The 24,560-nt window shown below is 62.6% G+C and carries 21 protein-coding genes; 14 read left to right on the top strand and 7 right to left on the bottom strand.

Going from position 1 to position 24,560, the window contains the following annotated elements:
* Nucleotides 1-40 precede the first annotated feature (40 nt).
* From PTE31013_RS13005 to map, 12 genes are all read left to right on the top strand, one after another.
* On the top strand, nt 41-1,516 hold the full coding sequence (locus PTE31013_RS13005; protein ID WP_174978550.1) for an APC family permease: 1,476 nt from the start codon (nt 41-43) through the stop codon (nt 1,514-1,516).
* A 60-nt stretch (nt 1,517-1,576) separates the two neighbouring features.
* Nucleotides 1,577-2,671 (top strand): quinone oxidoreductase family protein, encoded by a 1,095-nt coding sequence (locus PTE31013_RS13010; protein WP_150613209.1) that lies wholly within the window; start codon nt 1,577-1,579, stop codon nt 2,669-2,671.
* The gene (locus tag PTE31013_RS13015) at nt 2,668-3,798 is read left to right on the top strand and encodes an NAD(P)/FAD-dependent oxidoreductase (RefSeq protein WP_150613210.1); all 1,131 of its coding nucleotides are present in this window, start codon (nt 2,668-2,670) and stop codon (nt 3,796-3,798) included. The genes PTE31013_RS13010 and PTE31013_RS13015 overlap by 4 nt, the downstream gene beginning before the upstream one ends.
* Before the next feature lie 67 nt (nt 3,799-3,865).
* Nucleotides 3,866-4,657, top strand: coding sequence for an alpha/beta fold hydrolase (locus PTE31013_RS13020; protein ID WP_174978551.1), 792 nt, complete (start codon nt 3,866-3,868; stop codon nt 4,655-4,657).
* A 160-nt stretch (nt 4,658-4,817) separates the two neighbouring features.
* Complete coding sequence (locus PTE31013_RS13025) at nt 4,818-5,897, top strand: porin (RefSeq protein ID WP_150613212.1); 1,080 nt, start codon at nt 4,818-4,820, stop codon at nt 5,895-5,897.
* Nucleotides 5,898-6,142: 245 nt separating this feature from the next.
* Nucleotides 6,143-7,303: a Rieske 2Fe-2S domain-containing protein gene (locus PTE31013_RS13030; RefSeq protein WP_150613213.1), complete on the top strand. Its 1,161-nt coding sequence runs from the start codon at nt 6,143-6,145 to the stop codon at nt 7,301-7,303.
* Between the two features lie 19 nt (nt 7,304-7,322).
* Nucleotides 7,323-7,643 (top strand): non-heme iron oxygenase ferredoxin subunit, encoded by a 321-nt coding sequence (locus tag PTE31013_RS13035; protein WP_217426233.1) that lies wholly within the window; start codon nt 7,323-7,325, stop codon nt 7,641-7,643.
* Between the two features lie 26 nt (nt 7,644-7,669).
* The gene (locus PTE31013_RS13040) at nt 7,670-8,944 is read left to right on the top strand and encodes a Rieske 2Fe-2S domain-containing protein (RefSeq protein ID WP_246174439.1); all 1,275 of its coding nucleotides are present in this window, start codon (nt 7,670-7,672) and stop codon (nt 8,942-8,944) included.
* A gap of 112 nt (nt 8,945-9,056) precedes the next feature.
* Nucleotides 9,057-9,836 carry a 2-keto-4-pentenoate hydratase gene (mhpD, locus tag PTE31013_RS13045; RefSeq protein WP_150613214.1) on the top strand — a complete coding sequence of 260 codons (780 nt, stop codon included), beginning with the start codon at nt 9,057-9,059 and terminating at the stop codon, nt 9,834-9,836.
* 18 nt (nt 9,837-9,854) lie between these two features.
* Nucleotides 9,855-10,088: a hypothetical protein gene (locus PTE31013_RS13050; protein WP_150613215.1), complete on the top strand. Its 234-nt coding sequence runs from the start codon at nt 9,855-9,857 to the stop codon at nt 10,086-10,088.
* Between the two features lie 27 nt (nt 10,089-10,115).
* Nucleotides 10,116-10,370 carry a ParD-like family protein gene (locus tag PTE31013_RS13055; RefSeq protein WP_150613216.1) on the top strand — a complete coding sequence of 85 codons (255 nt, stop codon included), beginning with the start codon at nt 10,116-10,118 and terminating at the stop codon, nt 10,368-10,370.
* On the top strand, nt 10,370-11,200 hold the full coding sequence (gene map / locus PTE31013_RS13060; protein WP_174978552.1) for a type I methionyl aminopeptidase: 831 nt from the start codon (nt 10,370-10,372) through the stop codon (nt 11,198-11,200). The genes PTE31013_RS13055 and map overlap by 1 nt, the downstream gene beginning before the upstream one ends.
* A gap of 38 nt (nt 11,201-11,238) precedes the next feature.
* Here the strand turns inward: map and PTE31013_RS13065 are convergent, their stop codons facing one another.
* The 7 genes from PTE31013_RS13065 to PTE31013_RS13095 all read right to left on the bottom strand — a co-directional run bounded on the left by PTE31013_RS13065 (nt 11,239) and on the right by PTE31013_RS13095 (nt 21,800).
* A complete protein-coding gene (locus tag PTE31013_RS13065) occupies nt 11,239-12,066 on the bottom strand; it encodes a hypothetical protein (RefSeq protein WP_150613217.1) in 828 nt (275 codons plus the stop codon).
* A gap of 275 nt (nt 12,067-12,341) precedes the next feature.
* The gene (locus PTE31013_RS13070) at nt 12,342-13,457 is read right to left on the bottom strand and encodes an HPP family protein (RefSeq protein WP_174978553.1); all 1,116 of its coding nucleotides are present in this window, start codon (nt 13,455-13,457) and stop codon (nt 12,342-12,344) included.
* Nucleotides 13,458-13,831: 374 nt separating this feature from the next.
* Nucleotides 13,832-14,290, bottom strand: a complete 459-nt coding sequence (locus PTE31013_RS13075) for an RcnB family protein (protein ID WP_150613219.1) — start codon at nt 14,288-14,290, stop codon at nt 13,832-13,834.
* A 412-nt stretch (nt 14,291-14,702) separates the two neighbouring features.
* Nucleotides 14,703-16,277, bottom strand: a complete 1,575-nt coding sequence (locus tag PTE31013_RS13080) for an efflux transporter outer membrane subunit (protein ID WP_150613220.1) — start codon at nt 16,275-16,277, stop codon at nt 14,703-14,705.
* A 12-nt stretch (nt 16,278-16,289) separates the two neighbouring features.
* The gene (locus tag PTE31013_RS13085) at nt 16,290-19,475 is read right to left on the bottom strand and encodes an efflux RND transporter permease subunit (protein ID WP_150613221.1); all 3,186 of its coding nucleotides are present in this window, start codon (nt 19,473-19,475) and stop codon (nt 16,290-16,292) included.
* Nucleotides 19,476-19,539: 64 nt separating this feature from the next.
* Complete coding sequence (locus tag PTE31013_RS13090) at nt 19,540-20,859, bottom strand: efflux RND transporter periplasmic adaptor subunit (protein WP_150613222.1); 1,320 nt, start codon at nt 20,857-20,859, stop codon at nt 19,540-19,542.
* A gap of 29 nt (nt 20,860-20,888) precedes the next feature.
* Nucleotides 20,889-21,800: an alpha/beta hydrolase gene (locus tag PTE31013_RS13095; RefSeq protein ID WP_150613223.1), complete on the bottom strand. Its 912-nt coding sequence runs from the start codon at nt 21,798-21,800 to the stop codon at nt 20,889-20,891.
* A gap of 239 nt (nt 21,801-22,039) precedes the next feature.
* Between PTE31013_RS13095 and PTE31013_RS13100 the strand changes: the two genes are divergently transcribed.
* The gene (locus PTE31013_RS13100) at nt 22,040-23,053 is read left to right on the top strand and encodes a LysR family transcriptional regulator (protein WP_150613224.1); all 1,014 of its coding nucleotides are present in this window, start codon (nt 22,040-22,042) and stop codon (nt 23,051-23,053) included.
* A gap of 501 nt (nt 23,054-23,554) precedes the next feature.
* The gene (locus PTE31013_RS13105; protein ID WP_217426234.1) at nt 23,555-24,472 is read left to right on the top strand and encodes a collagen-like domain-containing protein; all 918 of its coding nucleotides are present in this window, start codon (nt 23,555-23,557) and stop codon (nt 24,470-24,472) included.
* The last annotated feature ends 88 nt before the right edge of the window (nt 24,473-24,560 follow it).

A 24,560-nucleotide genomic window follows, 5' to 3' on the forward strand; every position in this document is an offset into this window, starting at 1 on the left:
TCGGCGCACGCGCCACATTCAATCTGTCAAAGGAAACGATATGTCTTCCACTGCGTTTGAGCATGTCGAAGCGACGGGCTCGTTGAAGAAAACATTCAGCTCGATGTCGCTCTTCACATTGTCGTTCGGGGTGATGGTCGGTTCCGCCTGGATCGTCATCATCGGTGACTGGTTTGCGAAGGCCGGTCCACTCGGTGCGATTATTGGACTTTCTGCCGCGGCGCTGATGATGTGCATCGTGTGTCTCGTCTACGCGGAACTCGCTGCGCGCATCCCGGCCTCGGGTGGAGAGATCGTCTACACATTCGAGGCGTTCGGCCCATCGAGCGCGTTCTGGGTCTCGTGGATCTACACGATGCCGATTCTTACGGTCACCGCGTTCGAGGGCATTGCGCTCACTTGGATGGTCAACACGCTCATGCCGCAGTTTGGCAGCGCCGCGCTCTATCATGTGCTCGGCCATGATGTGTCTGTGATGCAGGTGGGCCTGGGCGCAGCCATTACCATCTTCATGATGGTGCAGAACTACTTTGGTGCGAGATTTGCTGCGGGTTCACAGAAGCTGCTCACCGTCTCGTTCCTGCTGATCGCGCTTGGTGCCGTCTTCGTTGCCCTCTCGAAGGGCAGCACTGCGAATCTAGCCCCCCTCTTTTACTCGGCTAACCCGGATGCGCATTGGTGGACAGGGGCGCTTGCGATTTTCTCGTCGGGTCTCATCTGGTTCTCGGGGTTTCAGTCGATCCCGCCTGTGATCGAAGAGCGTAACGAAAATGTGTCGTTCGCTCAGGTCGCACGGGTAATGGTGATCTCGATCCTGTTCGCTGCGGTGTTCTATGCACTTGTGATCGTGGCGGTCGGCAGGGCGCATCCGTGGACCGGCATGCTCAAGACTGACATGCTTACGGCGGCCGCCTTCGGCAGCCTGACGCCGGGCGGCTGGTTGGCGAAGGCTGTGCTGGTGGCGGGAACGATCTCGATTCTCAAGGTATGGAACGGTGCGTTCGTGTGGGCGACGCGTGTGATTCTCGTGCAATCGCGCGCGCGATTCCTTCCTTCCCCGCTGAGCAGGGTACATCCGAAGTACGGAACGCCGACGCGCGCTGTGTGGCTCGTCGGCATCGTGAACTTCGCGGGCATCTCGCTCGGACCGGGCGCAATCCTGCCGATCCTCGATGCGGCCGCCGTGTGTGTGGGCATCGTTATCGCGAGCGCACCAATCGCACTGCTGGTGCTGCGCATGCGCGAAAAGCGCGCCTTGGGCACCAATGTTCCCGCCTGGACTGTGCCAGGTGGTACGCCAACCATCGTGATCGCACTCGTGAGTACGCTTTCGCTTTCGCTTGTGGCTTGCGTGCAGCCATTTCTGCTTTCGAATGGCGGTATCCCGCTATCGTGGCAGATTCTTGCAGTGTGGGGCGTGATCGGAGTGGTGCGCTGGGTTGCGATACATCGCTCGTTTAGCGACAGCGGCGTTGCGCGGCGCGCTCTGCTAGGTGCCGTCGAAGCGACACACTGAGAGGGCGAGGAGTGCTCCCCGTGTCTTCCGTACGCTGTCGCGTCGTGGTCGAGCTCGTATATGACCATGACGCGTACGGCCTTCACTGAACTGCGATATCTGGATTTGGTTAACATGAAATACAACGAAGCTCTGCCCGCAATGATGCGCGCCGTGCGTCTCGATGAAGTCGGTCCGCCCGAGAATTTGCGCGTCGTCGAATGTCCTGTTCCTGCTGTCGGGCCGCATGACGTGCTGATTCGCACCACGCTTGCCGGCATGATTTACGCGGATGCCGAAGCCAGGAGGGGTACCTATTTTAACAGTACGCCCCTACCTTGGTTTCCAGGCCGCGAGGTTGCCGGTATCGTCGTGGCGTGCGGTGAGGAGGTCGAAGGGTACGCGCCGGGTGACCGCGTGATGGCACTGGTGCTCGCTGGTGGTTGCTATGCGGAATATGTGCTCGCATCGCCACATGAGCACGTGTCCGACAATGGCGTGAGCGCGCCTGGCGCGGATATCGTGAAGCTGCCGGACAATGTCGCGTTTGAACAGGGGCTCGTTTATCTCGTCAACTTCCGTCTTGCCCATCTTGTCGTGCACGCGCTCGCAAAAGTACCGTCGGGTGCCAGCATTGCAATTCACGGCGCGGCAGGTGGCATGGGCGCGATGGTCACGCAGATTGCGGCATCCCTCGGTTGCAGGGTCGTTGCGCTGTGCCGTGGCGCCGAGGAGGTCGCGTTCTGTCTTGGGAACGGCGCGACGTTTGCTATCGACACACTGCGCTGCGACTATGTCGAAGCGGTGCACGAGGCAACCGATGGCGAGGGTGTCGATTTTTCCTTCAATGGTGTGGGAGGGGCAACAATCAACCGCGATCCACTGATCATCAAGCCGTTCGGCGAAATGATCCTTTACGGGTACGTGGCGGGCAAAACTCCCCTCGAACCGTTTGACGTCGACAAAACATGGGTGCTGAAGCTCTTTTCCGCAACAGACTATCTGACCACGCCTCATTTCTCGGCCGCGACCGACGCGATGCTCGAATGGCTAGCTACGCACCCACTACTGGCGGTGGGTGAAGTATTTCCGATGTCGCGCGTTGCAGATGCACATCGGGCACTTGAGGCGGGAAGGCTGCTGTGCAAGCTCGGCCTGCGTCCAGACGCGCTATGAGTGCGACAGCGTCATTCAATCATGTCGACGACGCAAAGACGGTCACGGTGGTCGGCGCGGGTGTCATCGGCATATCGATCGCGCTACACCTCGCTCAACGCGGTGCGCGTGTCACGGTGCTTGACCGGAGAGATGGTATTCCGCCGTGTACGGACGGTGCCTTTGCGATGCTGATTGCCACGCAGCCGGACGGCCCTTCCGAATTCAATGCGCTGTACGGCCACGCGATCGATGCCTGGCACCACTTCGATGCCGAATTCGATGGCGCACTTGGCGTACGTTGGGAAGGTGCGCTCATGTGGGCCGCGGGCGGGGATCTCGCCGCGCATTTGGACGAACAGTATGCGCGGCTTTCGGAATGGGGCAGTGCGGTCGAGCGCATCGATGCTCGCAATTTCGTGTCGTTTTGCGATGGTGTGGAAACCGGACCGATTGCCGCGGGCTACCGTTCAACACGCCACGGCGTAGTGGACCCGGCGTACGTATGGAAGACGATGCGTGCGCGTTGCGTCGCGCTCGGTGTAACGTTCCTGACCCGCGCGCCGTTAGCGCGTATCAACACGCTCGCGACGCTCAACGGTTTGCCACATGCTTACGTGGAGGGTTTGCCGCCTCCGGACGTCGTCGTGCTCGCGGCCGGGGAAGGTACGGCGGCGCTTGCTGCAAGTCTGGGGAGCGACGTCGCCTACACGATCGCCTCAGGCAGTTTGGCTCACAGCAAGCCTGTGCCGTGGCGCGCGCTGCCCGCGCTTGTCGGTCCCAAACTGTCGGTGAAGCAGAACGCAGACGGTCGCATCGTTGCCGGCCTGGATTATGCGCCGGGGGCAGCTTGCGACGACACGAGCGATGCCTACGGTGAGACTCTGCTTGCCGAGGCGCGCGAATTGTTGCCCGGCTTGCCGAGACTCGAGCTCGAGCGCGTTACGCATGGTCGTGTGCCGATTCCTCGGGACAAACAGCCGATTGCAGGCTTTCTGGACGGCGTCGCCAATTGCTATGTGGCTGTCATGATGAGTGGCATTACGATGGCGCCTCTGATGGGGCGACTGATCGCTGATGAAATCGTCCATGGACGCCGCGATGCGCTTCTCATTCCCTATACGCCGTCACGTTTCAAACCGGAATGATTCACCATCTGCGCGGGGCGCCCATAAGCGGACCGCGCGTACCAGCATCACGCGCGAAGGAGCCGCCATGCCATATTTTCAGACAGGTGCCAGTCACATTTATTACGAAACCCACGGCAGAGGCCTGCCGGTTGTCATGCTGCACGGCGTCGGTGGTAACCATGCCAGTTGGTTCTACCAGTTGACGGGATGGGCACAGCGTTTCCAGTTGATTACCTTTGATGCTCGTGGTTTTGGCAAGTCGACGGACGCGGAGTCGCTCGGCCGTAGTGCGTTTACTGAGGATCTGACGCGACTGCTTGACCATCTCGGAATCCAGCGTGCAGCGCTCGTTGCCCAATCAATGGGAGGTGGAACTGCCGTCGACTTCACATGCCGGTTCCCGGAGCGTGTATGTGCGTTGGTGCTGGCCGACACGCTCGTGTGGCTTGACCCGCCACCGGAGATGGCGGCGGATTTCTTGGCTGTGCAGGTGCAAACGCAGAATCTGAACCAACTGGAGCGTGTGCTTGGCGAGACTTTCAGGGGGGCACAGCCAGAGCTCAGCGAACTGTACCTTCAGATAGCAAGCTTCAACCACTATACGGTCAAGACGCTGACTGGCACACAGACGCGTTATCGTCCACAGGCGTTGGCGCTAACGGGGGTGCCGGCACTGTTCGTCGTCGGTGAGGAAGACGTGCTTTTCCCCCCGAGTCTGATTCGCAAGGCTTGGCGTGAAGTGCCCGGGGCGGATTGGATAACCCTTGAAAAGGCCGGTCATTCTGCCTATTTCGAGGCCGCGGAGTCCTTCAATCGGCTTGTTGGTCACTGGCTGGAAGCGTGCGTGGGCAAGTTCGACCCGGTCACGCATACATAAATTTCCCGCTGGGTGCCGTTACGAATCTCTCGCTTTTACACGGGATTTCGGGCACTTGCCGCGGCGGCACTCAGCGCGTGATAAAGCGTAAACCGATGTTAAGAGCGTTAGTTTTCTATTTAAATAATTAGTTTAACTAAATATAAAATTGAGAAGGGTTATGAAGAATAGGATAATTTTGGCAATTTTTATGCTCTGTGCGTCGGTTTCTGCTGCGGCGCAGTCCAGTGTCACACTGTATGGCGTACTGGACGAGGCCCTCGTCTACTCCAACAATGCCGGCGGCGCGTCCGTCGTTCAAATGCTCGATTCCTACCACTGGAACACGATGTGGGGTCTCAAAGGAACCGAGGATCTGGGCGGTGGCCTAAAGGCCAACTTCGAGTTGACCAACTACTTCAACATCTCGAACGGATCCCTTTATCTCAATAACAGCACACTTTTCTATGGCGCGGCATGGGCGGGTCTCTCAGACGAAAAGTGGGGCGCAGTAACGCTCGGCCGTCATTACGACTATTCAATCCTGCTGCTGAGCAAAATGCCCGGTGTCAATGCGACGTTCGCGCAAACGCCGGGTAATCTGGATCATACCGGCGGCGGGTATCTGGATAATGCGATTTCGTATACTTCGCCAAGCTATGACGGCTTCTCGGTCGCTGGTATGTATGCGCTACCGGGCGGCACCTCTGACGCTCTCTACTCAGGTAGAGCATTCAGTCTCTCAGCGACTTACTACGGCGCGCGTCTGAGTGTGGCGGCGGTCGTCACCAAAATCAATGGCGCGCTGATCACGCCGACCCTCGCGGGGATGAATACGTTGTTGGGTCAGGGGGTGACACCTTTCGCGCGCTACCGGGTGGACTCACAAAACATCTACGGCATCAGCGCGCAGTATCGTTTCACGGACAAGATTGTGGGGCAGGCGAGTTTTACCGATGTGGCGCTCGTCGGCTTTGGCGAGTCCGAATCGGTGCGTACCGCGAGCGTCAGTGGTGTCTACACGATCGCACCGGACTTGAAGCTCACCGCAGGCTACCAGCATTCCGGCCTCGGCAGCGGCGGCCTGAACCTCTACAGCCTGTTTCTCGACAAGTTCCTGTCCAAGCGTACTGATATCTATGTCGCAGCCCACTTTGCTCAGGCGGGCGGGGCATCGCAATCCGCGGTGCTATTCACACTGGCCCCTTCCAGTACCAACCGGCAGTTGGCAGTTGCCACAGGCGTCCGGCACTCCTTCTGAGCATCTTGGGGGGGGCGGAATGCACAAAGCGGACGGAGGCTCCGATCTGCCTTGTTTGAGCGTTTGAAATGGGGCGGGCGCAATGCATGAGTTTCATGCATTCATAACCCTAAAAAAAATCGGTTGTGGCGTCTTTTTCGGCTGCTTAATTTTGAGGCTGATGTCTGTAGGCGAGCTTCGCGAGATTTTATTGCATACAGTACACAATAGATTGAAAGTCAGACCTTAATCCCCCAGGAATGGACATGGAAACTCAAAATAGTTTCGTTGATGAGGCCTTGCTGAAGCGTGTGCCGAGGTGGAGTAAGTACCTGGAAGCCAAGCTGGGTTTTCGCAATCATTGGTATCCCGCACTGTTGTCGCATGACATTGCGGAGGCGCAGATCGTGCCGGCGACCGTCTGCGGTGAGGAAATCCTCCTTAAGCGCGTGAACGGGGAGGTCAAGGCCATCCGTGATCGCTGTCTGCACCGAGGAGTGAAATTTTCGGAAAAGGTTGAGTGCTACACCGAGAACACCATCACCTGTTGGTATCACGGCTTCACCTACAAGTGGGACGACGGAAAGCTATGCGACATCCTCGCCGCTCCGGACAGCAAGGCAATCGGGCGTCGCGGGGTCAAGTCGTATCCGGTGCAGGAGGCGAAGGGGCTGGTCTTCGTCTTCGTGGGTGATGACGAGACGACGGTTCCGCCCTTGTCCGAAGATGTGCCACCGACTTTCCTCGACGAGGACATGAGCATTCACGGTGCAATCTACGATGTCGCCTCCAACTGGCGCGTCGGCGCCGAGAATGGGTTCGATGGCCTGCACGTCTACATCCATCGCACGGCGGAGCTGGTATCCAACACGCAGCGTTCATTGCCCATTGGCCACCTGTCGGACTCGGCCAAAGTGGAGATCATCGACGGCGACGGTGGCCCTAAGGGTGTGTACGACCTGTTCGCCAATCACGTGAGCGTGTGGGAAGGCAAGGTGGAGGGTAAAACCGTGATCACGGGTACCAAACGCGTGTCCGACAAGCCGACGCGTACCACTGCGGCATCTATCTGGCTGCCGTGTGTGCTGCGCGTGGACAACTTCCCCGATCAGGAAATCACACAATACGAGTGGTATGTGCCCGTATCTGCGGACAAGCATCTCTATGTGATGACCATCGGTAAGCGCGTGTCGACGGAGGAGGAGCGCGCAGCCTTCGAGCATGAATTTCAGTCCCGGTGGAAACCTATTGGTTTTGAGGGCTTTAACGCCCAGGACATTACGGCTCGGATCGCGCTCCAGAAGTATTACAAGAACGACAGCTCGTGGCTGGACGAGATGCTGATCGAGGGCGATGCACCGATCATCAAATGGCGCGAGCTGTGTCAGCAGCATGCGCGCGGCGTGCAGAAGCCCGATAACCTCTGATGCCTGAGGAGCATGCGTTATGGCTGAGAAGATTTTTCTGTGTCGCAGTGCAGACATGAGCAACGGAACAATGCGCCAGGTGTGCCCGCGTGGCGTGGATGTCGAACTTGCTCTCTACAAGGTCGACGGGAAGTTCTACGTTACGGACGACCTGTGCACGCACGGGATGGTTGCCCTGACAGGCGGTGATATCGAGGGGACCACCGTGTATTGCCCGCTACACGGCGGTGCATTTGACGTCTGCACGGGCAAGGCCATCGAAAAGCCCTGTACGACGCCGCTGAAGACATACGAAGTCGTGGTGGAGAGCGACGACGTCTACTGTCTGTATGACGAATAAGAGAACCGGGGTCCCTGGAGTACACCATGTTTACGAGAGAAGAGAATGAACGTTTGTGCCGAGTCGGTCCCGGCACGCAGATGGGAGATGCCTTTCGTCGCTTCTGGATACCGTTCCTGCTGCCCGAGGAACTTGCTTCGGACGGTGCGCCGCTACGCGTTCGTCTGCTCGGCGAGGACCTGATCGCATTCCGTGACACGCAGGGCAAGCTCGGCCTGCTCGACCGGTACTGTCCTCATCGGCGCGTCGACCTGTTCTTCGGTCGCAACGAGCAATGCGGACTACGCTGTCCTTATCACGGCTGGAAATTCGATACCGAAGGCAAGGTCGTCGAAATGCCGGCCGAGCCCGCGAACTCCCCGATGTTGCAGGATGCACGGATCAAAAGCTATCCCGTCATTGAGTGGGGTGGTGCGATCTGGGCGTACATGGGGGATCCTGCACATCAACCGGAGACGCCCCCACTGATGGAATGGGCGACTGTGCCGTCGGCGCACCGCTACGTGACCAAACGCCTGCAGCGCACAAGCTATGCGCAGGGTGTGGAGGGTGGGGTTGACTCGAGTCACGTCGGTATCTTGCACAGTCTGCTCGACCCGGAAAAGGCACATCTTCCGTTCCGGCAGAAGCAGGTCTCGCCGCTGTCGACGGTCCCCTATCTCGCAATGGACACGGCGCCGAAATTCTTCGTGCGCCCGACCAATCACGGCATGACCATCGGTGCGCGGCGCAATGCGTCGGAGAGCGAGTATTACTGGCGCATTACACAGTTCCTGCTGCCGTTTTACACCATGATCGCGCCGAACAGGAGCGACGGTACGACCATGGGGCACTCATGGACGCCGATCGACGACCATAACTGCTGGGTATTCACCATGACGTGGAACGGTCAGCGCCCGCTGTTGCCGGAAGAGCTGGACTACGGCGCGGTGCATTCGGATACCAAAGACGATGGCAGCTACGAGCCGCTTGTGAACGCGGCCAACGACTATGGCATTGATCGCGAGGTTCAGCGTCTGCGCAGCACGACCGGCATCGAGGGGATCGGGATGCAGGACACCGCGGTGCAGGAAAGCATGGGATCAATCGTCGATCGCTCGCTCGAGAACCTCGGATCGGGGGATGCGGCGATCGTGCGCTTCCGGCGCCTGCTGCTCGGCATCGCAGATGAACTGAAAACGACCGGGGAAGTCGCGGCTGCGAAACACGCAGAGTGGTACAAGGTGCGGTCTGCCGGTGTCGTGCTGCCTCACGGCGTGGATTTCCTGGAGGGCTCGGCGCAGTACACCGAGGTGAAATAAGGATGTGGACGGGTCTTCGGGCCTGACGGTGTTTCATGTTTGACAATCGGGTGTGCCAGCCGGCTCGCACCGCGGCCATCCACCCGATGCTTCCTCATGAGGAAACCCATTGATGCAAGACGTCATCCAGCAACTTGCCGCGCGGCTTCTGCTGGCGCAGCAAACGCGCGAGCCGGTCGACCCGGTGCGCGGCGATATCGCACCCGAAGATGTGGCGATGGCCTATGCTGTGCAGCAGGCCAATGTCGACAGGCGGGTGGCCGCTGGTGAGCGCATCGTCGGGCGCAAGATTGGCCTGACTTCGCTTGCCGTACAACAGCAGCTCGGTGTAGACCAGCCCGATTTCGGTACGCTGTTCGCCAGCATGGCATATGGAGACGACCAGCCAATGGCGCTCGCGAACCTGATCCAGCCGAAGGTCGAGGCCGAGATCGCGCTCGTGCTCGAACGCGATCTGACGCATGAAAAGCATACCTTTGCCGACCTAATCAATGCGACGGCGTATGCTCTGGCCGCCATCGAAGTGGTGGACTGCCGGGTGCACAAGTGGGATATCCGGTTCGTCGATACGGTGGCCGACAACGCCTCAAGCGCTCTGTTCGTGCTCGGCAGTCGTCCTGTTCCGCTTTCTGAGGTGGATCTCCCGAATGTGGTCATGACGCTTGAGCGCGAGGGCGAAGTGTTGTCACGTGGCAGCGGTGCCGCGTGTCTTGGCAATCCGCTCAACGCGGCCGTCTGGCTCGCCGATCGCATGGCCCACCTGGGTACGCCCTTGCGCGCGGGCGACGTGGTGCTCACAGGCGCACTCGGTCCGATGGTCACCGTAACCCAACCCTCCGCTTACACGGCGCAGATCGAGGGTCTTGGCAGTGTGCGTGCGAGTTTCGCGTGAGAGCCGCCGCTGCACAAAATGGTTACCCTTCAAGGAAATGAAACGTCTTCCGCAAAACTGACGGCCGCAATTGTTGGTTCGCGCAATATCGGAGCCGACCTGATGATCAAGGTGATGCGCAACGGCAGGTATCCGGAAATGGGCGCGATGGCCGGGCAGGTCAGTTGCCGCCAACGTTCAGCGGTGCCGTCTGCAAATGACTTGGATTGGACGCGGCAACATGGCATGGATCTGGTAATATACGTTTCGTAGCTATTTCGTATATAAGAGGTCCGCAACATGGGTATCGTCAAGATTTCGGAGCAGATGCACGCGGCGTTGCGCAACACCAGCGGCGCGCTCAGCCGTTCGATCAATGCACAAGCCGAGCATTGGCTGCGCGTCGGCATGCTTGCCGAACTCAATCCCACGCTGAGCTACGGTGACATCTGCCGCAGGCTCATCGAATCCGAAGGCATCCAGGCCGGCGAGGCCCAGGTCGTCACTTCTCCAGCAACCGGTGCACCCGTCACCGCATTCAATAAGGTGGCGTAATGGTGCGCGAACGCGTTGTCATCCGATCCAAAGAAGAAATCACCCTGTCGCGTCGCGCAGGGGAATTGGCCGCGCAGGTGCTCGCGATGATTGGCGAACACGTCAAGCCCGGCGTCACGACCGATGCGCTCGACCGCCTGTGCCATGACTTCATCGTCGACGAACTGAAGGCGATCCCCGCCAATATCGGCTATCACGGCTATCCGAAGACCGTATGTGCATCGGTGAATCACGTCGTCTGTCACGGCATTCCCGGCGAGAAGGTGCTGCACGACGGCGACATCGTGAACATCGACGTCGCCCTCATCAAGGACGGCTGGTTTGGCGACACGAGCCGCATGTATTACGCGGGCAAGCCAAGCATTCTTGCCAAGCGCCTCGTCGATACGACCTACGAGGCGACGCTCGCAGGCATTCGTGCGGTGCGCCCGGGCGCGACGCTGGGCGATGTCGGCTACGCCATCCAGACCGTGGCGCATCGTGAAGGCTTCAGCATCGTGCGCGACTACTGTGGGCACGGCATCGGTACGACCTATCACGATGATCCCCAGGTGCTGCATTACGGGCGTCCGGGCACGGGCCTCACGCTGCGTCCCGGGATGATCTTCACCATCGAGCCGATGGTCAATGCAGGCAAGCCTGACACGAAGCAACTGGCGGATGGCTGGACAGTCGTGACGCGCGACCGTTCGTTATCCGCCCAGTGGGAGCACATGGTCGCCGTGACGGAGACGGGCTTCGAGGTTCTCACGCAATGGCCGGACGGCCTCGGCGAGTATGTCCGCTTCGGCACGTTCGAAGGCAGCGCGGCAACCGCCAACGCTGCCTGACCGAGCAGTGACAATGTCTGGGGCGCGCGGTGCGCGCCTCAGACGTCATCCGGTGCGCCGTCGAGCGTCAGCAGTTGGTTGGCGAAACGGCGGTAAAGCCACGCGGAAGCGCCCGTCGAGACGGCGATCCCTATCACGGACAGCACCGTTTGAAGCGCAAGCATGCCGAGCGCTACCGTCTTGGCGGCAGGCATGGCGCGCAGCAACGCCACGAACATCGACGTCACGACAACGCCCACGACAATCAACGGCAGCACGGTCCCGACGGTGGTGCCCAGCATCGTCCAGAAGTGACCGCGCGAGTCCTGCCAGGCGGCGCGCCAGCGCTTGCTGCGTCCCGCGCCAATCTGCGCAAAGATCAGCGATACGCGTATCAGCACGTAGAGCAACGCACATAGCAATAGCACGCAAAACGTGGCGAGGCCGGCATACGAATTGCTGTGTCCGGTCGCCCGCATTGCCAGCGCCGCACCCAGGGCGATGACCAGCCACGCCGCAGCGATGCCGACGAAGACCTGGGTCGACGTCCAGAGATAGCGCCAGAGATCGCGTCCGTACCAACGGCCCTGCCGGGTGGCGTCCGGGCCGAGAATCGTGTAGCGAAAGACATGAATGACGAGCACGGCGTACGCCACGATGTTCGCGAAAAAGACGCCGAACGACATGAGCGCGATACGCAGCCGGTACATGGCCGGTTCGCCGGTTTGCGAGGCGGTGCGCGCGAGCTGATCGAGCGAAACGCTAAGCCCAGACGTCGCGAGGAAGACGACGGCAATCGCCAGGCATAGCCATGGCCGTTGGCGCAATGCGTTGAAGCCGTCGCGCCAGGCGCCCTTGAAACACTGTTTGAACGTGATCGGTTCCATGCTCTCCCTTGCGCGAAATTCGCTTCGCTAAACGAAGCGTTACGGCGCCAGTGCGCCGCGCCGCCATTCTTGCAGATCGGCTTGGGACTGACAATTGCACGCAGGGACAGGAGGCGTCAGATGTTGACTGCAACACGACGAGCGCTAAGGGCGTCGGATGAGGTGGCGGCGGGGACATGAGCCTGCGATGCTGGGCGTACATCGCAGGCGCCGGGGACTCGGCGTTAAGCGTTTGGCGCTTAACGCGAAACGCTTAACGCGTGGCGTTTAGCATTTCACGCGGCCATGACCTTGCGAAGCACTTCGGCGTGCGTGACAACGCCCACCAGCCGGGCGGCTTCGTCGAGAACGGGGAGGGTGCCGTGACGCTGCGTCATGAGCAGTGGTACCAATTCCGAGAGGGGCATGCCGGCCGTGGCCGATTTCGGCTGCGCCTGCATGACGTCGCGGACCGCCGGGCGCTGCCCCGTGCCGATCGACATGCCGAAGCGCGGCCACCGCTGACGACGCGCCCGGCGCGTGTGAAGGTCGTGACGCGTCACCAGACCGATGACGCGCGCGTCGCCATCGACGACCGGCAGGGCGTCCAGGCCGTGGCGCTGCAACAAACGCCACGCCGCGGGCGCTTCGTCGTGTGCCTGAACCTTCGCCACCGGCGGCGTCATGACGTCGGCACAGGTCAATTCGCGGGCGCGTCGCGCATAGGCTTCACGCTGGGTGTCGCGGAGCAGACTGGCCAAATCGTCAGCGGAAATGTCAAGCAGTTCGCTGCGGCGGGCGAGGGCCTTCTCGGCGTCAGCCGTCGTGACGGGGATGGCCGAGGCGTTGACCGGACGCACCGCTGCCTGCGCACGCATGGCATGCGGATAGCGATGGCCGGTGAGCGCGTGATAACCGATGGCCGCCCCGAGCAGCGCCACCGACTGCACGGCAATCGGCTCGAGGACGAAGCCGTACCCGAGGGCATGGACGGCCGGTCCGCCGAGCACGGCCGTCAGTGCAACGGCACCTGACGGTGGGTGGACGCAGCGCAGCGTGAACATCAACGCAATGGAGACGCCGACCGCCGTGGCCGCTGCCGCGATTGGCGACGGAATGTACATGGCACAGGTCACCCCAACGATCGCGGCGACCAGATTGCCGCCGAGTATCGACCATGGCTGGGCGAGAGGGCTGGCCGGCACCCCGAAGAGCAGCACGGCGGACGCCCCCATCGGCGCAACCAGCCAGGGAATGTAGGTCGCGGGGCCGAGCATCCAGAGCATCAGGCCGCCGGTCAGTGCAATCCCGCACAGCGCGCCAAAGCCGGCGCGAAGTCGCTCGCGCCAGTGCACGGCCACCACGGCAGGCAGAAAACCTGCCAGCCAATCCCTCACGTCGCGTCGTGTCATTACCATGTCGTCCCGATCCACCATCTGCACCCGTTTAGGGCGCCGTGTTGATATTTTGTGCATGATATATCGTATATCGATGGATTGGGAGGGGATGAGGGCGTGATTTTAATGCTGCGCCGCAGCGAAATTACGGATATCGTCGACCTGACGTCGAAGCGGTGCACCAAAATAAGGAAAACGAGACGTATAAGGCGCGAACCTTGCCCGAGGGACAGCGGGAAATCTGATTGGGCAGGAAGGTCAGGAACGGTGGCGGAATCGGGCGGACTGAGGCAGGGTGACGTGGGGGGGCAAGCGGCAGTGCATTTTGCACTGCCGCAAGGTTGGCGGCGTCAGCGGTAACTGGCGGTGCTCATGGGCAGAGGCGGGCGTCAGTGTCCGCCGCCGAGCACGATCTGCGCGATCACGCCGGTGCCGGTGACGACCAGCAGGAAGTCTCCGCCGACGCCAACCCAATGATGGCCACGCGGCGGTGGACTCAGGTGGTACTCGCGATAGTCGTCGACCACGTACTGGCGGTCACGATACTGTTGCGGCACGCGATCGCCCTTTCGCCAGTTTGGGTGCTGCCAGGCGTCTTCACTCGGCCCGGGGCCGGGTTGACCCCTTAGCGGGGGGCCGCCGCGGTGGGCTTTCGGCGCGCTATGCCGAGGCCCATACCCTTGGGGGCCGCCATGCGGGCCCGCCGGCCGTTGACCTTGATGCCAGCCCGGACCACCGGGAGTACCGCCAGGGCCACCCGGCGGCGGGCCGCCTTGGGCGAGGGCAAGGCTGGAGGACACCGCCAGACCGGCGGCGAAGCAAAGCGACAGCGTCTTGCGCATCTTCATGATTTGCACTCCTTATCGTAGGGTCCAGGAACCGAACGCGGGGAAGCTTTCCAGATGATCTGCCAGCGACGGCCATCGTATTCGCTCGAATCGCATCGTGTGCGAGGACCGGCGGACGCGAAAACCGTGCGTTCATCCTACCATCGCAGCAAAAAAAAGCCCGGACATGCCGAACGTCGTTTGACTTCGGGCATGCACCGGGCAAGCAGGGACGCAGGGAAGAAACTTTTCCGAAACTGACGGATTGTGCGCGGGCGCATCGAAACCGGCGGCACGCCTGGCGCGCGTCGGGGGCGGGTCGGCACGCCACTCGTCTTGGGGGGGCGAGCGCGGCCGCCGGTTCGATGCGTCAGATCCCGGCGTGGCGGCCCATCGCTTCGGGCCGCCACGCCGACGTTATGTGCAATTCACGCTACCGTGCCGCAACGGTGGCGTTGGATGCTTGATCCACCGCCGGCGCGCTCGGCGTGGAATGCGTCGGGGATGTCGACGCCGATTCGGTTGGCTTGGCCACCGCAACGTCGCCCCAGCCGCCGCCGAGGGCGCGGATCAGGTTGACGGTCGATACGGCCTGCGCCCCGGCGAGCTGAACCGCACCACGCTGCGTTTGCAGCACCGTGCGTTCGGCATCGATGACGTCGAGATACGCAATCGAGCCTTCCTGATACTGCATGCGCGAGAGCTGTGCGGCCCGATTCGACGCCGTCACCGCGTCGTTCTGCGCCCGCGTTTGCGCGCCGAGCAGGCGCAGGTTGGACAGGTTGTCCTCCACTTCCTGGAACGCCACGAGCACTTGCTGGCGGTAGTTCGCGACGTCTTCCTCGTAGCGCGCTCGCGCACGCGAGAGATTGCCGCTGCGCGCGCCGCCATCGAAGATCGGCATCGAGAGCAGCCCGCCAACCACGGGGCCGAGCAGGAAGGTACGGCTCGACCAGTTGAACAGGTCGCCCAGCGTGGCCGCTTCGAAGCCACCCGCGCCGGTCAGCGACAGCGACGGGAAGAACGCGGCTTTCGCGACCCCGATGCGTGCATTGGCGGCCGCCATGGAGCGCTCGGCCGCCGCAATGTCCGGACGCCGTTCGAGCAGCGCCGACGGCAGGCCTGCCGGGATGTGCACGGCGACCGGCACCAGCGGAGACGGTGCAAACGTGAATTCCGCAGGCGTCTTGCCAAGCAGAATCGCCAGGCTGTGTTCGGACGCCGCACGCAGGCGGGCAACCGCCAGCGCGTCGGATTGTGCCGTGGCCAGTTCGGCCTTGGCGCGCGCCACGTCCAGCTCGCCGATATCGCCTTCGGCGAAGCGTCGTTGCACCAGCTTGAGCGCCGCGTCGCGCAGCGTCACCGTTTGCGTGTACAGCGCTTGTTCGGCATCGAGTTCGCGCAGGCTGAAGTAGTTCTGCGCGACATCGGCTTGCAGCGCGAGCTGCACCGACCGATACAGCGCTTCGCTCTGCTCGGCGTCCGCCCGGGCCGCGGCAACGCTGTCCGACACACGCCCGAACAAATCGACTTCATAGCCCACGCTCGCCTGCGCACGCCACAGCGTGTACGGCGCGATGTTCGTGCCGTCGGGCTGCATTTGCGACGCCGGCGAGAGCTTCTGCCGTGTTGGGCCGAACCCGGCGTCGAGCGTCGGGAACAGCGCCGCACGGGCCTGACGCTGCACCCCTCGCGCTTCCTGCACGCGGGCGGCGGCGGCCTTCAGGTTCTGGTTGGCGGATAGCGCATCGTCCTCGAACTTGTCGAGCGTGGTGTCGCCGAATACCTTCCACCATTGACCGCGCGCCATTGCCTCGGCGGGCTCGGCCGGCTTCCACGTCCCGGCTTCACCGGCCGGAAGTGACGCTTCCTTGAATGCCGTCGGCATCCCCTTGCCGGTCACCGTCGGCACTTCATACGTGGGGGCCATCGAGCAGCCCGCCACCACCAGCAGAGCGCCGAGCAAGCTCGAGACACCCAGACTGCGTTTGATCCATTGCGATTGCATGATTGGCATCCTTCAGACTTCAGCCTTGACGTTGGCGGGCAGGGTCGACGCGTGCGCACTGTGCAGCGGCTTCTTGCCGGCCAGCGTGCGCAGCAGCACGTAGAACACCGGGGTCATCATCAGACCGAAGCCGGTCACGCCGATCATGCCGAAGAACACTGCCACCCCCATCGCGTGACGCATTTCCGAACCGGCGCCGGTCGATGTCACCAGCGGCACCACGCCCATGATGAACGCGATGGACGTCATCAGAATCGGCCGCAGACGCAGGCGACTTGCCTCGATCGCGGCGGCCACGGGACTGCGACCCTGCATTTCCAGCTCTCGGGCGAACTCCACGATCAGGATCGCGTTTTTCGCGGACAGCCCCACCAGCACCATCAGGCCGATCTGCGTGAAGATGTTGTTGTCGCCCCCAGTCAGCCACACGCCGAACAGCGCGGACAGAATGCTCATCGGCACGATCATGATGACGGCGAGCGGCAGCGTCAGGCTTTCGTACTGCGCCGCAAGCACCAGGAACACCAGCAGCACCGAGATCGGGAACACCCACAACGCCGAGTTGCCCGCGAGAATCTGTTGATACGTCAGGTCCGTCCATTCGAACTTCACCCCACGCGGCAGCGTCTCGGCGGCAATGCGCTCCACGGCGGCCTGCGCCTGACCCGACGAATACCCCGGGGCCGGGCCGCCGTTCACATCGGCGGCGGTGTAGCCGTTGTAGCGCACCACCATTTCCGGACCGAACGTCGGCGACACTTTGACCAGCGACGAGAGCGGCACCATCTCGCCATTGCTGTTGCGCGTCTTGAGCAGCCCGATGTCGTCGGCATGGGCACGGAACGGCGCATCGGCCTGTACACGCACCTGGTACACGCGCCCGAACTTGTTGAAGTCGTTCACGTACAGCGAGCCGAGGTAGATCTGCATGGTGTCGAACACGTCGGTGATCGGCACGCCAAGCTGCTTCGCCTTCACGCGGTCGAGATCCACGTTCAGTTGCGGCACGTTGATCTGGTACGACGAGAACGTCGGACCCAGTTCCTTCGTCTGCGACGCCTTCTTGATAAACGCTTGCGTGGCGTCGTTCAAGGCGGCATAGCCGAGCGCACCGCGATCCTCGATTTGCAGCTTGAAGCCGCCGAGCGTTCCCAGGCCCAGCACCGGCGGCGGCGGGAATACGGCGATGAACGAGTCCTTCATCTTCGAATACGCGCCGTTGAGCCGTCCGGCGATGGCCGCCGCCGAGAGCGTCTTGTCGTGACGCTCGGCGAACGGCTTGAGCGTGACGAACACGATGCCGGCCGACGACGAGTTGGTGAACCCGTTGACCGACAACCCCGGGAAGGCCACGGCGCTCTGCACGCCGGGCGTCTTCAGGGCGACGTCGGTCATGTCGCGGATCACCTTCTCGGTGCGGTCGAGCGACGCGCCGTTCGGCAACTGGGCGAACGCCACCAGATACTCCTTGTCCTGCGCGGGCACGAAGCCGCCGGGCACGACCTTGCCCAGCAAGACGGTGGCGCCAAGCAGCACCGCGAAGATCGCCATCATGAGCGCCTTGCGGCCGATCACACGGGTAACGCCCTGACTGTATTTTTCCGACCCGCGATGGAACACACGGTTGAACGCGTTGAAGAAGCCGCCCAGGTATCGGTTCATCTGCCGCGTGAGCCAGTCGGGCTTGGCGCGATGGTCCTTGAGCAGCAGCGCGGCCATGGCCGGCGACAGCGTGAGCGAGTTGACGGCCGAGATCACCGTCGAGATGGCGATGGTCATCGCGAACTGCTTGTAGAACTGCCCCGTGAGGCCCGACATGAAGGCGAGCGGCACGAACACGGCGACCAGCGTGAGGGCAATCGCGATGATCGGGCCGCTCACTTCGCGCATGGCCTGATAGGTCGCTTCCTTCGGCGAGAGACCGGCCGCGATGTTGCGCTCCACGTTCTCGACCACCACGATGGCGTCGTCGACCACGATACCGATGGCGAGCACCATCCCGAACAGCGACAACGCGTTGATCGAGTAGCCGAAGCCCAGCAGCAGGGCAAACGTCCCCACGATTGATACCGGCACGGCAAGCAGCGGAATGATCGACGCGCGCCACGTTTGCAGGAACACGATCACCACCAGCACCACGAGGGCGATGGCTTCGAGCAGGGTGTGCACCACGGCCTTGATCGACGAACGCACGAACTGCGTCGGGTCATAGACGATGCGGTACTCGACGCCCGGAGGCATGTCCTTTTGCAGCTCCGCCATCGCTTCGCGAACCTGATCGGAGATCTGCAGCGAGTTCGCGCCCGGCGCCTGGTTGATGGCCAGCGCCACGGCGGGCTGGTTGTCGAGCAACGAGCGCAGGCTGTACTGCGAGGCGTCGAGCTGCACGCGGGCCACGTCGCCCAGGTGCGTGACAGCACCGTCCGGGGACGTCTTCAGGATGATGTCGCGGAACTCGTCTTCCGTGTTCAGCCGGCCACGCGCGTTGACGTTGAGTTGCAGCGGCGTGTTCGGGCCGGCCGGCGACGCGCCGATGACCCCGGCGGCGACCTGCACGTTCTGTTCGCGAATGGCCTTCACCACATCCGAGGCGGTCAGGCCACGCTGCGCAACCTTCGCCGGATCGAGCCAGACACGCATCGAGTAGTCACCCGCGCCCCACAACTGCACCTCACCCACGCCCTGGATGCGCGAGAGGCGATCCTTGACGTTGATGAGCGCGTAGTTGCGCAGGTAAGTCATGTCGTAGCGCTGGTTCGGCGAGAGCAGGTGGACCACCATGGTGAGCGTGGGCGACGACTTGATCGTCGTCACCCCCAGACGCTGCACATCGTCCGGCAGGCGCGGCAGCGCTTGCGAGACACGGTTCTGCACGAGCTGTTGCGCCTTGTCCGGGTCGGTACCCAGGCGGAACGTCACGGTCGTGGTGAGGTTGCCGTCGCTGTTGGCCTGCGACTGCATGTACAGCATGTTCTCCACGCCGTTGATTTGCTCTTCGAGCGGCGCGGCAACGGTCTCGGCGATCACCTTGGGGTTGGCGCCGGGGTATTGGGCGTGCACGACGACCGACGGCGGGACCACTTCCGGGTACTCCGAAATCGGCAACTGGAACACGGCGATCAGGCCCGCCAGCAGCGTGATGACCGACAGCACCCCTGCGAAGATGGGCCGGTCGATAAAGAATTTTGAGATGTTCATGACGAGACTCTTTGGGGTCGTTCAGGGCGCGGTTCGTGTGTGCGCAGGTGTGCCGTGGCGCATTTCACGAACGCGTCGCCGAGGTGGCCGCCGCGACCGACCGGGCCGTGGCCGGCTTGGCGCTCGCGCCGTCCTGGCGGACGTTCCGAGGCGGCTGGCTTGCGGTGCTGGCGTCGGTGTCGACGGCGTGCTTGGCCATGGCCGGCGCGACGATGTCGTGCGCGTCGCCCGTGTCACCGGCCATCTTCACGGCCTTCGGCGTGACCGGGTCACCCGGACGCACGCGCTGCAGACCGTTGACGACGATGCGCTCGCCCTCCTTCAGGCCGCCGGCAATCTCGATGAGGCCGCCGTGGCGCTCACCCAGTTGCACTTCGCGGTACTGCACCTTGTTCTGCGCGTCGACCACGAGCACGAACTTCTTGCTCTGGTCGGTGCCGATGGCCGCTTCATCGACGAGCAGCGCCGGGTGCGGTTCGCCGCCGCCCACACGAATGCGGGCATACAGCCCCGGCAAGAGGGCGCCGTTGGCGTTATCGAAGCGCGCGCGCACACGGATCGTGCCCGACGTCGTATCGAAGCGGTTGTCGACCGAATACACGGTGCCCTTGCGTGAGTAACCGGACTCGTTGGCCAGGCCGAGGTCGACAGGAACGCCATTCGTGTTCCCGGTATCGCGTGCGAGATAGCGCAGATAGGTCTGCTCGTCGACGTCGAACGCGGCGTAGATCGGCGAGACCGATACGACCGTCGTCAGCGCCGGCGATTGCGCGCCGGCCGATACCGTATTGCCGACGGTGATTTCCGCGCGCGAGACGCGTCCCGCAATCGGCGCCACGATCCGTGTGTAGCCGAGGTTGATACGTGCGGTTTCCAATGCGGCACGCGCGGCCTTCACGTTGGCGGCCGCTTCGCGCGCAGCGTTTTCCTTCTGGTCGAAGTCCTTCTTCGCGATGGCGTTATCCGCGATCAGGCGTTGCGCGCGTGCGAGGTCGGTGCTGGTGAAGACGTCGCGCGCCTGCGCGGACGCCAGTTGGGCCGCCGCGCGATCGACTTCGGCGGCATACGGCCGCGGGTCGATCGTGAAGAGCGCATCGCCCTTCTTCACGAGCTGTCCGTCCTTGAAATGCACGGCGGTGATGGTGCCCGACACGAGCGGCTTGATGTCGACGCGATCCACGGCGTCGAGCCGGCCGGAGTAACTTTGCCAGTCGGTCACGGTGCGCGAGATCACGTTGGCCACATCGACTTCCACGGTCGGCATGACCTGGGCGGCGGGGGGCGTGCTGGCATCGACGCGCACGACCGTGAGCGTGCCTAGGGCCACGAGCGCTATCGTAGCGGCGGCGGCAATGAGGACGGGTTTGCGAGCGAGGGTGGTCATTTTTTTGAAATCTCCGGAATCGGATGGACTCACTGGGGGGCACCGGTGGCGGGTGGCGCCAGCCGGCGTGTCAGGAACGCGGCCACTTCCCGCAGTGCGGCGGGCAGGGCGGCCAGGCCGTGATGGGATGCGCTGCGATGGCGTGTGACCTGCGTCGGCACGCCGGCCGCAATGAGCTCGGCCGCGTATTTTTCGGCTTCGACGTGCAGCAGGTCGTGTTCGGCAGACGCGATCAACGTGGGCGGCAGGCCCGCGAGACGCCTCGATTCGAGCGGCGCAGCATATGGATGCAGACGCTGTGTTGCATGCGGCAGGTAGGCGCGATAGCAGCGCGCGCACTCGCTGGCTTCGATATCGCTCGGTGTGCGGCCATCGGCCAGGCGCGTCATGCTGGGGTCGAGCAGCGGGGCCAGCAGAACCTGTGCCGAGATGGCGACTTCACTGCGATCGCGCGCCATCATCGTCAGCGCTGCGGCAATGTTGCCGCCGGCGTCGTGACCGGCCACGGCGAGACGTCGCGCACTGGCGCCGTAGCGGCGGGCGTGGCGTTGCAGCCAGCGCGCGGCGCACCACGCATCTTCCGGCGCGGCAGGGAACGGATGTGCCGGGGCGAGCGAATACCCGACCGAGACCACCAGCGCCGGCACATGCGAGGCGAGATAGCGGGCCGCAGCGTCGCCGTCGTCGAGCGAGCCGTGGCAAAAGCCGCCGCCGTGAAAGTACAACACGGTGGGCAAATGCGCTTCGAGCGGCACCACCACGCCAGGCGCCCCGGCATGCGCAAGGGCCGGACCCGAGACGTCGGGCCCGGCCGGCCGATACAGGCGCAACGTGACCGGACCGGCATGACCGGCGATGCTCACTTCGTCGATGCGTAGTCCGTCGTCGGAGCGGCGCGGGCGGCCCGGGCGTCCCGAAGGCGACTTGGCGTTGGCTGACATATGAAGTTAGGCTCGCGGGCGCGATACCCCTCGGGTGATATTCGATGGAACGAAGTTTAGAGGCGACGCACATCGGGATAAACGCCTATAATTTGGCAACACTGTTCGGTCAATTCGACTAATCGACGTCACCCTTGCCGATGTTGGCGTATGCCACCGACCAATCGGCTTGGGCGTGCGCGAGGGGCGGAAAAGGGGGGATCGACGGGTGCAACCACGTTTTCGAATGGGGAAATGTCATGGATCGCTTGCAAGCGATGCAGGTATTCACGCGAGTCGTCGAGGCCAACAGCTTTTCTCGCGCGGCCGACAACCTCGGTTTGCCGCGTACCTCGGTGACCACGATTATTCAAAACCTTGAGTCGCATCTGGGCACGCGGCTATTGCAGCGTACGACCCGGCGACTCAATCTGACGCCCGACGGGGCCGCGTACTACGAGCGATGCCTGCGCATCCTCGCGGATATCGAGGAGACCGAATCGTCATTCCGGGAGAGCAGCCAGCGCGTGCGCGGAAAGTTGCGCATCGATATGCCCGGCTCGCTCGGCAAGTTGGTGGTGCTGCCGGCGCTATGCGAATTCCACGACCGGTATCCGGAAGTCGAACTCATGGTCGGCATGGGCGATAAGCCGGTCGATCTGATTCAGGAAGGCGTCGATTGCGTGTTGCGCGTCGGCACGCTTCAGGATTCGAGCCTCGTCGCACGGCGCGTGGGGCTGTTTCAAAGCGTGACGTGCGCGTCGCCGGCTTACCTGGAGCGCATGGGCATGCCGCATTCGCTCGACGATCTGCAACGGCACACGGCGGTGCATTACTTTTCGAGCCGCACGGGACGCGTCGTCGACGAGCAGTTCCTCGTGGACGGCAAGGAGGTCGAGATTCATATGCCGGGGGCAGTCGCCGTCAATGATGCCGAGGCGTATCTGCAACTGGGACTCGCGGGGTTCGGGACGGTGCAGCTCGCGCGCTTCATGGCGCTGCCGTATCTGCAATCGGGCCAATTGGTCGAGATACTGCACCAATGGAAGCCACCGCCCATGCCGATTTCGGCCGTGTATCCGCATAACCGGCACTTGTCACCCAAGGTGCGTGTGTTTGTCGACTTCGTCGCCGAACTCTTTGAACGTTGCCCGTTGCTGCAAGGACTGGATGAGACCGCCGGCGCGTGCAAGCCGACGGTGGCGGCCGATGACGCGGACGGTCGCTGGGCCTCGTACGGCACGGAAATGGCGCCGCAGGACGTCGTGGTTTGACCGCTCGGCCGGCCGTGCCGGACCACCACGCAACGCCGGAAGTCGCGCCCGCACTGCCGCTCATCGAGCGCCGCGCGGGCGCTTTTTTTATCCTTGCCGACGCGAGGGGGGGGCCGCCGATGGTGACAGGATGCCGCTGTCTGCACGTTTCACAAAGCGGGTTTCGCTGGCTTGACGTTCTGCTCTGTCGCCACATTCGTGGCGACGCAAAGCGCACCGCGCTTGGGAATACTCTTAATAAATAAAGCCCAAACGTGACGCGGCCGGAAGGATGGTCTGCTGAGTTTGCGGTGCGCCGTCGCGCGTCGGGAGGCGATATGACGCCAGCACTGACGCGGCCGTACGCCGGGATCTCGTGCTTCTCGTGGGTTGCTTTCTTGAACTGAATCGATGGTGCTCGCGGCGCGTTTGCGCAACGACATGCCAATTGGGCTTGCCGGACTTTATCAAAATTGTTTTCGCAGGCGTCCGAAGTTTAATTCATTCAAGGAGCGAAGCACCATGAACGAGAACGATCTGGAACTGCAACTCAACGAAGACCAAATCCGACACATTCAAGCGATCACCGGGCAGCGCATTGGCGCTATCCGTGTCGTGTCGAGCTTCCCCGAACTTCGCGGCGTCTATGGCGGGCAAGGGGCGGGGGTGCAAGGGCATCTGAACGGTCAGGGTTTTCAAGGCGTACAGGGCGTGCAAGGGCCTCAAGGGTATCTGCACGCGCAAGGCTTGCAGGGTGTGCAAGGCGTCCAGGGTATGCAAGGTCCGCAGGGGGTACAAGGCGCCCACGGCATGCAGGGCCCGCAGGGTGTGCAAGGTATTCAGGGCATGCAGGGCCCGCAAGGTATGCAAGGCGTCCACGGCATGCAGGGCCCGCAGGGTATGCAAGGCGTCCAGGGCATGCAGGGCCCGCAGGGTGTGCAAGGTGTCCAGGGCATGCAGGGCCCGCAGGGTGTGCAAGGTGTCCAGGGCATGCAGGGCCCGCAGGGTATGCAAGGCGTCCAGGGCATGCAAGGCCCACAAGGTATGCAAGGCGTTCAGGGCATGCAGGGGCCGCAGGGTATGCAAGGCGTCCAGGGCATGCAGGGGCCGCAGGGTATGCAAGGCGTCCAGGGCATGCAGGATCTGCAAGGTGTGCAAGGCGTGCAGGGCCCGCAGGGTATGCAAGGCGCCCAGGGCATGCAAGGTCCGCAAGGTATGCAGGGTCCGCAGGGATATCAGTACGGCCAAGGCCTGCAGGGTGTTCAGGGACCGCAAGGCGTACAAGGCATGCAGGGTCCGCAAGGCATGCACGGTGCTCACGGAGTGCAAGGTCCGCAGGGTTACCAGCACGCGCAAGGCATGCAGGGCGCCCAGGGCGTTCAAGGACCTCAAGGCATGCAAGGCGCCCAAGGGGTTCAAGGTCCGCAAGGACTGCACTGATTCGGCGTGACACCTTCGTCGGACACGGGCGCGAAACGGTAGTCGTTACCGCTGGCTTGTGTCTATGTGGTCTGATGCGGCTCGAACC

This window comes from Pandoraea terrigena (genome assembly GCF_902459705.1).
GTDB classification, from domain to species: domain Bacteria; phylum Pseudomonadota; class Gammaproteobacteria; order Burkholderiales; family Burkholderiaceae; genus Pandoraea; species Pandoraea terrigena.